Annotated in this window: 11 protein-coding genes and 1 pseudogene; 6 read left to right on the top strand and 6 right to left on the bottom strand. The window is 70.5% G+C overall.

Annotated features, from left to right (window positions below; all coding sequences use genetic code 11):
* Positions 1–507: tRNA (adenosine(37)-N6)-threonylcarbamoyltransferase complex dimerization subunit type 1 TsaB (gene tsaB, locus QSG27_RS24750; RefSeq protein ID WP_306710865.1), on the bottom strand; the 507-nt coding region annotated here is incomplete at its 3' end.
* A 101-nt stretch (positions 508–608) separates the two neighbouring features.
* Between tsaB and ddpX the strand changes: the two genes are divergently transcribed.
* Together ddpX and QSG27_RS24740 are read left to right on the top strand one after the other, a co-directional pair.
* A complete protein-coding gene (gene ddpX, locus QSG27_RS24745; protein ID WP_306710863.1) occupies positions 609–1,160 on the top strand; it encodes a D-alanyl-D-alanine dipeptidase in 552 nt (183 codons plus the stop codon).
* Between the two features lie 224 nt (positions 1,161–1,384).
* The gene (locus tag QSG27_RS24740) at positions 1,385–2,425 is read left to right on the top strand and encodes a polysaccharide deacetylase family protein (RefSeq protein WP_306710862.1); all 1,041 of its coding nucleotides are present in this window, start codon (positions 1,385–1,387) and stop codon (positions 2,423–2,425) included.
* Between the two features lie 54 nt (positions 2,426–2,479).
* Here the strand turns inward: QSG27_RS24740 and QSG27_RS24735 are convergent, their stop codons facing one another.
* On the bottom strand, positions 2,480–3,034 hold the full coding sequence (locus tag QSG27_RS24735; protein WP_306710860.1) for a NifU family protein: 555 nt from the start codon (positions 3,032–3,034) through the stop codon (positions 2,480–2,482).
* 108 nt (positions 3,035–3,142) lie between these two features.
* Here QSG27_RS24735 and QSG27_RS24730 point away from each other — a divergent pair, with 108 nt between their 5' ends.
* Together QSG27_RS24730 and QSG27_RS24725 are read left to right on the top strand one after the other, a co-directional pair.
* On the top strand, positions 3,143–4,369 hold the full coding sequence (locus QSG27_RS24730; RefSeq protein ID WP_306710858.1) for an adenylate/guanylate cyclase domain-containing protein: 1,227 nt from the start codon (positions 3,143–3,145) through the stop codon (positions 4,367–4,369).
* A gap of 37 nt (positions 4,370–4,406) precedes the next feature.
* The gene (locus tag QSG27_RS24725; RefSeq protein WP_306710856.1) at positions 4,407–5,870 is read left to right on the top strand and encodes a fused MFS/spermidine synthase; all 1,464 of its coding nucleotides are present in this window, start codon (positions 4,407–4,409) and stop codon (positions 5,868–5,870) included.
* Between the two features lie 4 nt (positions 5,871–5,874).
* Here QSG27_RS24725 and QSG27_RS24720 read toward each other — a convergent pair whose 3' ends face one another.
* The 4 genes from QSG27_RS24720 to QSG27_RS24705 all read right to left on the bottom strand — a co-directional run bounded on the left by QSG27_RS24720 (position 5,875) and on the right by QSG27_RS24705 (position 9,143).
* Positions 5,875–6,396 (bottom strand): universal stress protein, encoded by a 522-nt coding sequence (locus tag QSG27_RS24720; RefSeq protein WP_306710854.1) that lies wholly within the window; start codon positions 6,394–6,396, stop codon positions 5,875–5,877.
* A gap of 2 nt (positions 6,397–6,398) precedes the next feature.
* Positions 6,399–7,166 carry a TIGR02186 family protein gene (locus QSG27_RS24715; protein WP_306710852.1) on the bottom strand — a complete coding sequence of 256 codons (768 nt, stop codon included), beginning with the start codon at positions 7,164–7,166 and terminating at the stop codon, positions 6,399–6,401.
* On the bottom strand, positions 7,163–8,080 hold the full coding sequence (locus QSG27_RS24710) for a sulfite exporter TauE/SafE family protein (protein WP_306710850.1): 918 nt from the start codon (positions 8,078–8,080) through the stop codon (positions 7,163–7,165). Before QSG27_RS24710 ends, QSG27_RS24715 begins: the two co-directional genes overlap by 4 nt.
* Positions 8,081–8,144: 64 nt before the next feature.
* Positions 8,145–9,143 carry an adenosine kinase gene (locus QSG27_RS24705; protein WP_306710847.1) on the bottom strand — a complete coding sequence of 333 codons (999 nt, stop codon included), beginning with the start codon at positions 9,141–9,143 and terminating at the stop codon, positions 8,145–8,147.
* 206 nt (positions 9,144–9,349) lie between these two features.
* On the opposite strand from QSG27_RS24705, the gene QSG27_RS24700 reads away from it, so the two are divergent.
* Both QSG27_RS24700 and QSG27_RS24695 read left to right on the top strand, forming a co-directional pair.
* Positions 9,350–10,066, top strand: coding sequence for an EI24 domain-containing protein (locus QSG27_RS24700; RefSeq protein ID WP_306710845.1), 717 nt, complete (start codon positions 9,350–9,352; stop codon positions 10,064–10,066).
* A gap of 205 nt (positions 10,067–10,271) precedes the next feature.
* Positions 10,272–10,643 (top strand): annotated as a pseudogene (locus tag QSG27_RS24695) (bactofilin family protein); the annotation flags it as partial.

The following is a 10,643-nucleotide window of genomic DNA, read 5'->3' as shown; positions in this document are numbered from 1 at the left end:
CGCCGCCCCGTCCCCGGCGACCAGCAGCGGTGCGGCGGCGGGCAGCAGCCCGTCCAGCCAGCCCGGCGCCGCGGCGGGCTCCAGCATCGCCGGTTCGCCCAACGGGGTCAGGTCGGCATGGAAGAGTTGCAGGAACGGTTCGGTCCGGCGGGAGTCCACGGCGACCAGCACGGCGCGGCCGGCCCGCTCCGCATCCGGAAGGCCGTGGGCGACCGCGTCGAAGCTGGTGATCCCGACCACCGGCAACCCGGCGGCCAGGGCGAAGCCCCGCGCCGCGGCCAGCGCGATGCGCAGCCCGGTGAAGGCCCCCGGCCCGACGGTCACGGCGATGCGGTCCAGCGCGCCGAAGGCGCATCCCGCCTCCGCCAGCGCCGCCTGCGCCAGGGGCACCAGCGCTTCCGCCTGCCCGCGGGCCATCGGCTCGCGCCGCCGCACGGTGACGCGGCCATCGTCCCACAGCGCGGCGGAACAGCCGGAGGTCGCCGTGTCCAGTCCCAGAACTCTCATGACCCCCACGCTTTCATCAATTCCGCCATCTTCAAAGCCCCACTTCAGCCCTGGGTCAAGAGCGTGCTAGACAGCCCCGGTCTTCCCTGACGGCATGGATCATGCTTACACCCATCGCACCGCCGGACTTCGACGTCGACATCGACCTGCTCTACGCCACGCCGGACAATCTGACCGGTGTGCCCATCTACCGGCACCCGCACTGCCTTCTGCACCCCGACGCGGCGGAGGCGCTGCGCGCGGCGATCCGGCTGGCGCGCGGCATCGGCTGCCGGCTGCGGCTGTACGATGCCTTCCGCCCGGTCGAGGCGCAATGGGCGCTGTGGCGGGCGCTGCCCGATCCGTCCTACATCGCCGATCCCTCGGGCGGCTCCACCCATTCCCGCGGGATCGCCGTGGATCTCACCCTGACCGACGGCGCCGGGCGCCCGCTGGACATGGGGACCGGCTTCGACGACATGACGGAACGGTCCCACCACGGCCGCACCGACCTGACCGCCGGGCAGCAGCGCAACCGCGCCGCCCTGCTGGGCGTCATGACGGCGGCGGGCTGGCGGCACTACGCCTGCGAATGGTGGCACTATCAATTGCCGGACGAACGGCGCTACCCTCTGCTGACCGACGCGGCGCTCGGCGGGCTGATGATGGGCTGATCACCCGCAGGGCCTCTGCGGCGGCCTCTGCGGCGGCCTCTGCGGCGGGATGTCACAGGGATTGTTGCAAGGCTGCATCACGGACGCGCCCGAAGCACGCACCCGAAGCACATGGTATGTGTTGCGGACTTGTTCCCGGTGCTGTGTTTGTGCCACACCAGCCGTGGTGCGGCCCGGACCCTTGTCCGGCCGCCCGATCCCTACCGGACCCACGATAGGCCACCATGCCGTTCCGCCGCGCCGCCGCCCTGTTCGCCGTGGCCGCCGCCTGGGCTTTCCAGGCCATGGCGGGCAGCCCCGGTGTCGAGGCGGACGGGACGGCAAGCACCGCGGTGGTCTTCGCCTACGACCGCTTCGGCGAGGATCAGAACCCGTCCATCAGCATCCGGCTGGACCAGTTCGACGCCCATCTGGAGGAGCTTCAGGACAGCGACTATCAGGTCCTGCCCCTGCCCCGCATCCTGGAGGCGCTGCGCAGCGGCGCGCCGCTGCCCGACCGGACGGTGGCCATCACCATTGACGAGGCCAGCCGCTCCGCCTTCCGCGAGGCGTGGCCGCGGCTGAAGGCGGCAGGGCTTCCGTTCACCCTGTTCGTGGCGACCGACGCCATCGACCGCGGATCGCCCGCCCATATGAGCTGGGCCGAGGTCCGGCAGCTCGCCGCCGCCGGGGTGACCATCGGGGGCTTGGGCGCCTCCACCCAGTCGCTGGTTTCCCGCCCCGCCGACGAGGTGCGGGCGGAGCTGCGCCGCATGGCCGACCGGCTGCAGGCGGAGACGGGCCACCGCCCCACCCTGTTCGCCTACCCGCAGGGGGAGGTGTCCGCGGCGGTGCGGACCATCGTGACGGAGCAGGGGTTCGGCGCGGCCTTCGGCCAGCAGTCCGGCGTCCTGCACCCGCAGGCCGACCGGGCGTCCCTGCCCCGCTTCGTGATGAACGAGAGTTTCGGCAGCGTGGACCGCTTCCGGCTGGCCGCCAACGCGCTGCCCCTGCCGGTGACGGAGCTGACGCCCGACGACCCGCTGCTGACCGTCAACCCGCCGCCGCTCGGCTTCACCGTGGCGGACGGGGTGGGCGACCTGTCGCGGCTGGCCTGCTTCGCCGCCGGCCAGGGCCGCACGGCGCTGGAGCGCGTGACGGAGGACCGGGTGGAGGTGCGCATCCGCGACCCCTTCCCGCCGGGACGCACGCGCGTGAACTGCACCCTGCCCGCCGCGGACGGGCGCTGGCGCTGGCTGGGCATGCAGTTCGTGGTTCCGGAATAGCAAGAACACCGGCGGGCGCGGAGCGGAGGCCCCGCACCCGTCCGTTGCGGACCGTCAGCGGACGGCGCGGACCTCGACCACCTCGGGAATGTAATGGCGCAGCATGTTCTCGATGCCGGCCTTCAGCGTGGCGGTGGAGCTGGGGCAGCCGGAGCAGGCCCCCTTCATCTCCAGATACACCACGCCCTCCTCGAAGCCGTAGAAGGTGATGTCGCCGCCGTCCTGGGCCACCGCCGGGCGCACGCGGGTGTCCAGCAGCTCCTTGATCTGGGTGACGATCTCGTCGTCGTTCTCGCTGGCGGCGTGGCCGTCGCCGGTCGCCTCCTCCAGCAGAACCGGGCGGTTGGCGGTGAAGTGTTCCATGATGACGCCGAGGATCGACGGCTTCAGCAGGAACCACTCCTTGTCGCCGGCCTTGGTGATGGTCACGAAATCGGCGCCCAGGAACACGCCCTGAACCCCGTCGATCTCGAACAGCCGCTGGGCCAGCGGCGAAGCGGCGGCGGCGTCGCGGTTGGGGAAGTCCGCGGTGCCGCGTCCGAGCACGTCACGCCCCGGCAGGAACTTGAGAGTCGCCGGGTTGGGCGTCTGCTCGGTCTGAATGAACATGGTGATATCCTCCATCGGCGCCGAACAACACTGGCGGCGTAGGCGAAACTTGGGCAGAATCCGCCGACAGATCAAGCATCGCATCCCTATGGTCATCGATCCGTGAGCATGGCACCGCCCGCGGCCCCCCCTGCGGCCCCCTCCATCGACGACGACGCGCGGGAAGTCGTCGAATGGCTGCTGCTGGAAGGCCGGCACGCCCCCGGCTTCGAGCAGATGATGGACCGCTTCTGCCGGCGGCTGATGGCGTCCGGCCTGCCGCTGATGCGCGTGGTCTGCGCCCTGCCCCTGCTGCACCCGCAGATCCGCACCATCGCCTTCTTCTGGCGCCGCAACGCCGAGCAGGTGGAGATCGCCACCCGCGCCCACGGCACGGAGAACAGCACCGAGTATCTGACCAGCCCCTTCGCCACCCTGATCGACGACGGCGCCGACGGGCTGCGCTACCGGCTGGAACAGATGGAGCCGCCCTGGCCCTACCCCGTCTTCGCCGAGCTGCGGGCGCAGGGGGCGACCGATTACGTCGCCATGACCGTGCTGTTCGCCGGGGGGCGGCGCAACGTGCTGAGCTTCACCACCGACCGGCCCGGCGGCTTCTCCACCGCCGATCTGGCGCTGGTCGACGCCGTGCTGCCGGCGCTGGGCGCGGTGCTGGAGACGCTGGCGCTGCGGCGGCTGGCGACGACCGTTCTGGACACCTATGTCGGCCACCGGACGGGGGCGCGCATCCTGTCCGGCGACATCCGGCGCGGCACCGGCGCCAACGTCCGCGCGGTTCTGTGGTACTGCGACCTGCGCGGCTTCACCTCGCTGGCCGATCGGCTGCCGCGGGAGGAGCTGATCGCCCTGCTGAACGGCTATTTCGAGATCATGGGCGGCGCCGTCGAGGCCCGCGGCGGCGAGATCCTGAAATTCATCGGCGACGCCATGCTGGCCATCTTCCCGCAGGAGGAGAACGACCCCACCGGGGCCGCCGCCTGCGCCAAGGCGCTGGACGCGGCGGAGGACGCGCTGACCGACATGGCCGCGCGCAACGCCGAACGGTCCGCCTGGGGGCAGCCGACGCTGCGTTGCGGCATCGCGCTCCACATGGGCGAGGTCATGTACGGCAACATCGGCTCCGCCAACCGGCTGGATTTCACCGTCATCGGCCCGGCGGTCAATCTGGTCAGCCGGATCGAGGGGCTGTGCAGCCGCCTGGACCGCAACGTCCTCACCTCCGCCGAGGTGGCCGAGGCGTGCGCCAGCCGCGTCATCCCGATGGGCTGGCACCCGGTGAAGGGGCTGAACGACCCGATCGAGGTCTATGGGCTGAAGGGAGAGCGCAAGGACTGATGGACAAGGCCATTCAACGAACCCACGGCCGCCGATCTTGACCGGCTCCGATCCCTCCCGCCTCCCGTCGATCCGTTCCTTCGCGCTCGCCGCCGCCGCCTTCTCCGCCGGCTGGTCGCTGATGATGCTGGAGATCCTGGGCAGCCGGCTGATGGCGCCGCATTTCGGCTATTCGGTCTACCAGTGGGGCGCCGTCATCGGCGTGGTGATGACCTTCATGGCCGCCGGCTACTGGACCGGCGGACAGATCGGCGACGGGCCGAAGGCGGTCCCGGCGCTGCGCGCCGCCCTGCTGGCCGGGGTCGCTGCCGCGGCGCTGACGCCCTGGCTGGGCAAGCCGATGCTGGCCGACGCTGCGGGCCGGTTCAGCGCGGTGGAAGGGTCGGTCCTGGGGGCGGCGCTGATCCTGGGCGTGCCCTCCTTCGCGCTGGCCGTGGTGTCGCCCATTTGTGCGGGGCTGAGCAGCCTGTCGGGCGCCGCCGCGGCGGGGCGGATCTACGCGGTCGGCACGCTGGGCAGCATCGGCGGCACCTTCTTCGCCTCCTTCTACGCGATCCCGGAGGTCGGGGTGTCGGCGGGCTACGCCCTGGCGGCGGTCCTGCCGGCGCTCGCCTGCGTTTTCGTTCCGGGTGGTAAACGGATGGCCGCCGTTGCGGCTTTGGCCGTTCCGGTGGCCTGGGCCGCCGGCCATGGCGAGGGGCAGGGCTTCGCCGTCTACCGCGAGACGCCGCACAACACCATCATGGTGCAGGAGGATGCCGAGCAGATCCGGCTGCATCTGAACGTGGCCTGGGCCACCCAGTCGCGGCTGCGCAAGGACGGCGGGCCGACCGGCCTCTATTACGACCTGTTCGCCGCCGTGCCGGCGCTGGGAAACGGCACGCGGGTGCTGGTGCTCGGGCTGGCCGGGGGCGCGGCGGCCAAGGAAATCCTCGATGTCTGGCCCGGCGCCGACATTCTGGGGGTTGAACTGGACCCGGCGGTGGTCGAGGTGGCGCGCGACAAGTTCGGCCTGCGGCCCGAGGTGCGCGTCGCCGTGGAGGACGCCCGCCGCCATGTCGAGCGGTCGGAGGAACGGCACGACGTGGTGATCGTCGATCTCTATTCGACCGCGCTGATCCCCTTCTTCACGGCGACCGAGGAGTTCTTCGCGGCGGTGGAGCGGCGGGTGGCGCCGGGTGGCGTGCTGGTCATGAACGTCGCCTCCCCCATGGACCGCGACGCGCTGGTCGGGCCGCTGGCGGCGACGCAGGGGGCGGTCTTTGCGTCGGTGTACGTGGCCGACGCCGGGCGCGGGAACTACCTGCTGATCGCCACGAAGGAGAAACGTACGCTTGAGGATCTGGGCGTACGCCTGCGCGCGGCACCGGCGGGTGCGGCGTACGCCGCCTCGCGCATCCTGGAAACGCTGGCCCCCGCCGAGTTGCAGGGCCATCCCGTGCTGACCGACGACCGGTCCGACATCGACCAGCGCAGCCTTGCCGCCCTCTACGGGCGGTGAAGCGTCAGGTGATGGCGTCCAGCGCGTCGATGCCGATGCCGCCCGGCACGATGGTCAGCGGGATGCGCAGCTTCGCGAGGCCGCGGTTGGTGAAGTAGGAGATCAGCGGCCCCGGCCCTTCCGGATCGGTGCCGGCGGCCAGCACGAGGATGGAGATGCTCGGCTCCTCCTCGATCAGGGCCAGCACCTCGTCGCGGCGGTTGCCCTCGCGCACGTACAGGGCCGGCAGGGTGCCGGTCAGCCGGTTCACGTCGCGGGCGAGCTTCTGAAGCTTCTGTTCCGCCTCCGCGCGCTGCTCCTCGCGCATCAGGTTCTCCAGGGCCAGCCACTGCTGCACCTCGCCCGGCTCGATGACGTAGAGCAGCGCCACCTTGCCCCCCGACTTGCGGGCGCGCAGGCAGGCGTAGCGCAGCGCGAGCTGGAGTTCCGGGCTCTCGTCTACCACGACCAGGAAGATGCGGACCGGCGGCTTGGCCGTGGAGTCCGGCGCGGTTTCAGCCGGATCGGAAGCAATCGGATCGCTCATCGTCACATCCTCCGGAAGATGGCGCCGGCCAGCCAGCCGGCGGCGATGGCGCCAATCACCGCCGCCATACCGTAGAACATCGGCTGATTGCGCGCAAAGTCGTAGATTTCCGCGCTGAAGCCCACCTTGGACACCACCAGCGGCGTGGTCTGGGCGCTGACCACCTCGCCGTCGCGGATCAGCAGCGCTTCCACGTTGTACAAGCCCGTCGGCACGTTGGCCGGGAAGTAGATGTTGGTCCGGAACAGCCGCTCGCCAAGAAAGGACACCTGCCCCAGCGAGATTCCGTACAGCCCGGCCCGCTGCTTGTTGCGGATCAGGGCGGAGCGGAACAGGGCGAGCTGCTCCGGGGCCAGCTGCTCCCGCGGGCCGAGCTGGAGGTTGGGCAACCCGATCTGGTGGCGCTCCAGCACGGGACGGCCGACGAACTGGTCCAGCGGGCGGTTCGTTGCGACCATGTAATAACCGGGCACCTGCTCGAACCGGGCGCTGTGCGCGTTGATCCAGATGCCGGCGATGCGCTCCTTGCGGCGGACCGTGACGGGGGTGCGCGGGCCGGTCACCACGATGGCGACGTCGCCCGCCCCGTCGGTGGTGCCGAACAGCACGACCTCCGTCCCGGTGAAGCCGGTGTTGATGGCGATCAGGTGGCTCGACAGGTCGGCGACGAGCTGCTGCGCCCAGACGGTGGCGGCCAGCAGCCCTCCGGCGAGAAGCCCCGCCAGCCCCCCGGCGGCCCGGACGGTCCACAGCCGCCCGATGCGGCTCACGGCAGCCTCGTGGAGATGGTGAAGACGTCGTTCGGCTCGACCACCAGATCGAAGGCGAGCTTCAGCGCCACCGCGACGACCAGCGAGGCCAGCAGCAGGCGCGCCTGCTCGCCGCGCAGCTTGCCGCCCGCCTTGGTGCCGAACTGCGCGCCGACCACCCCGCCGATCAGCAGCAGCAGCGCCAGCATCACGTCCACCGTCTGGTTGGTGGCCGCCTGGAGCAGCGTCGCCATGGCCGTGGTGAAGATGATCTGGAACAGCGAGGTGCCGGCCACCAGCCCGGTCGGCATGTTCAGCAGGTAGATCATCGCCGGCACCAGCATGAAGCCGCCGCCGATGCCCATGATCGCCACCAGCATGCCGCCGATCGCCCCGATCCCCGCCGGTAGCAGGGCCGAGATGTAGAGCTTCGACCGCTGGAACCGCATCTTCAGCGGCAGGCCGTGCAGCCACATGTGGCGGTGCAGCTTGCCCCGCTTCGCGGTGGGGGCGCGGCGGCGGATCAGCGCGCGGCTGGCCTCCACCATCATCATCGTGCCGATGGTGCCCAGGAAGAAGACGTAGGACAGCGTGATCGCGATGTCGATCTGGCCGATCCGCTGGAGCATGGAGAAGATCCAGACGCCGGCCACCGTGCCCACCATGCCGCCCATCAGCATGACGACGCCCAGCTTCACGTCCACGTTGCCGCGGCGCCAGTGGGCCAGCACGCCCGACACGCTGGCCGCGACGAGCTGGTTGGCCTGGGTGCCCACCGCCACGGCGGGCGGCACGCCGATGAAGATCAGCAGCGGCGTCATCAGAAAGCCGCCGCCCACCCCGAACATGCCGGACAGAAAGCCGACGAGCCCCCCCATGCCGAGCACGAGCAGGGCGTTGACCGACATCTCGGCGATCGGCAGATAGACTTGCATGAGGGGCGAAGCCGGCGGACGGAAGGGTCCGCCAGCTTATACCCCACAGGTCACGTTACGGCAATCAGGCCGGAACGCCCGCGTCCTTCAGCAGATCGGCCAGGACGACTTCCGGACGGGCGCCGACATGGCTGATGACCTCCGCCGCGGCCAGCGCGCCGATGCGCCCGCACTCCGCCGCGGACAGGCCGCGGGTGAAGCCGTAGAGGAAGCCGGCGGCGTAGAGATCGCCCGCACCCGTGGTGTCCACCACGCGGGCCACCGGGGACGCCGGGACCTCCACCACCTCGCCGCCGGAGACGATGACGGCGCCCTTTTCGCTGCGCGTCAGGGCGGCGGTCTTGCCGAGACGCTTCACGGCCTCCAGCGCGTCTTCGAAGCGGTCGGTCCTGTAGAGGGCGGTGATCTCATGCTCGTTGGCGAACAGGATGTCCACATGGCCTTCGACGAGATCCACGAACTCCGCGTGGTGGCGGTGGACGCAGAAGCTGTCCGACAGCGACAGCGACACCTTGCGCCCGGCGCCGTGGGCGGCGGAGGCCGCCTTGCGGAAGGCTTCCTTGGCGCGCGGCGGGTCCCACAGATAGCCTTCCAGATAGGTGACCTGGGAGTTGGCGATCAGGGCCTCGTCGATGTCCTCCGGCCCCAGTTCCACGCAGGCGCCGAGGAAGGTGTTCATGGAGCGCTGGGCGTCCGGCGTCACCAGGATCAGGCAGCGCGCGGTCGGGGCGCCGCCATGGCCCGCCGCCGTCTCGAAATGCACGCCGGCGGCGCGGATGTCGTGGCGGAAGACCTGGCCGAGCTGGTCGCCGTGGACCTTGCCGATGTAGGCCCCCTTGCCGCCCAGCGAGGCGATGCCCGCCATGGTGTTGCCGGCGGAACCGCCCGACACCTCGATGCCCGGACCCATGCGGCCGTACAGCTCCTCCGCGCGGGCGGCGTCGATCAGCGTCATGGCCCCCTTCTCGATGCCGTTGGCGGCGAGGAAGGCGTCGTCGGCGTGGGCGATCACGTCGACGATGGCGTTGCCGATGCCGGTAACGTCGAATTCAGCCGGGGCCATGGGCACTCCTTGAAACGGTGTCTGAACTGGGGAGGAAAACCGGGCGCGAGTATAGCGGCCCCTCTTCACATCTCAAGCGCGGCGCATGCCCCCTGGAACGGGCCCCTGGAACAGAGCGGCGCGCCGTCGTAGATAAGCGTCGCCTGGCCGCGCCGGCCCATGAAACCGGCCCATGGACAGGCTGGCCCAAGAACAGGGGAATCCGGATGATCCGCGCGCTGCTTCTCGCCATCGCACAGCTTTCCGATCCGGCGTCCCGCCGCGTCGTGTGGATCGGCGTGCTGTCCGCCATCGTGGCCTTCGCCCTGCTGGCCGGCGGGGTGTGGTGGGCGCTGTTCCACACCGCGCTGACCGGTTATGCCTGGGTGGACGGGGTGCTGGATGTGCTGGGCGGGCTTGCCGTCCTGCTGGTGGCCTGGGTGCTGTTCCCGGCCACGGTCGGCATGGTGTCGAGCTTCTTCCTGGACGAGGTGGTGCAGGCGGTGGAGCGGCGCCACTATCCCCAGTTGCCGCCGGCCCGCCAGACCGGTCTTGGGGAGGAGCTTCTGACCGCGCTGCGCTTTTTCGCGGTCGTGCTGCTGGTCAATCTGGTCGCCCTGCCCCTGTATCTGATGGTGCCGGGGTTGAACCTTCTGATCTTCTACACCGCGAACGGCTATCTTCTCGGGCGCGAATACTTCGAGATGGTGGCGATCCGGCGGATGGGACGGAACGAGGCGGGATTTCTACGGCGTTCCAGGCCGTTGAAACCATTTTCGGCTGGTGTCGTAATTGCCTTTCTTTCGACAATTCCTTTCGTCAACCTGCTGGTGCCGGTGATCGCGAGCGCCTTCATGGTCCATGTCTATCATTCGATGACGGGGCTCACGATGGGGTCCGCGGCGGGGCCCGCGGCGGGCCTTTCCCGCCGGGAAGGAGCGTGACGGACCGCTGTCCGGCACGGTTCCGGCCCTGCGCGAAAGCCCACTTGCGGCCGGCCGGATGACCGTGTTACCCCGGCGGGGTGGTCTTTTGGCTGATGGTCCTTTGGCCGCTGTCGATCGGGCCCGGTCATGCGACGCCTCCCACCGATGACCCGGCTTCAACGACCTGACTGAAACCACCTGACTGACCTGGGGATCAACGTTCATGCTGTTCGGACGAAAGAATCCGCCCGTCGGTGCGCCGAAGACCCAAAGCGCCGACCCGGCCACCCCGGCCGCACCGCAGGCGGGTGCCGCCGAACCCGCGGCGGCGGTGTCGCCGCTCGCCTCCCTGACGAATCCGCCGGCTGCGCCCCTGCCCGGGGCGGCGCCGTCCGCCGGCCCGGCAGGCCCCTTCCCGGCCCCCCGCACGCCGCAACCCGAGCCGTTTTCCTCCAAGGGACCCGAGATGAACACGAGCACCCCGAAGCCGCCGGCCGGCGCCCCGATCCCCGGTTCGAGCTACAAGCCGGCCGACATTCCGCGCCGCACCGTCGATCTGCCGGGGACCGCGCCGCGCCGTCCCGAGGGATACGGC

This window comes from Azospirillum isscasi, from assembly GCF_030849505.1.
In the GTDB taxonomy this organism is placed as follows: domain Bacteria; phylum Pseudomonadota; class Alphaproteobacteria; order Azospirillales; family Azospirillaceae; genus Azospirillum; species Azospirillum isscasi.
This window is presented reverse-complemented; position numbering and strand designations above follow the sequence as displayed.

Bases quoted from the DNA above. Each gene is read 5' to 3' on its own strand.
- QSG27_RS24730 (WP_306710858.1), top strand. From the start codon at position 3,143: ATGGCACCGCCCGCGGCCCCCCCTGCGGCCCCCTCCATCGACGACGAC.
- QSG27_RS24700 (WP_306710845.1), top strand. From the start codon at position 9,350: ATGATCCGCGCGCTGCTTCTCGCCATCGCACAGCTTTCCGATCCGGCG.
- QSG27_RS24705 (WP_306710847.1), bottom strand. From the start codon at position 9,143: ATGGCCCCGGCTGAATTCGACGTTACCGGCATCGGCAACGCCATCGTC.
- QSG27_RS24710 (WP_306710850.1), bottom strand. From the start codon at position 8,080: ATGCAAGTCTATCTGCCGATCGCCGAGATGTCGGTCAACGCCCTGCTC.
- ddpX (WP_306710863.1), top strand. From the start codon at position 609: ATGCTTACACCCATCGCACCGCCGGACTTCGACGTCGACATCGACCTG.
- QSG27_RS24735 (WP_306710860.1), bottom strand. From the start codon at position 3,034: ATGTTCATTCAGACCGAGCAGACGCCCAACCCGGCGACTCTCAAGTTC.
- QSG27_RS24720 (WP_306710854.1), bottom strand. From the start codon at position 6,396: ATGAGCGATCCGATTGCTTCCGATCCGGCTGAAACCGCGCCGGACTCC.
- QSG27_RS24740 (WP_306710862.1), top strand. From the start codon at position 1,385: ATGCCGTTCCGCCGCGCCGCCGCCCTGTTCGCCGTGGCCGCCGCCTGG.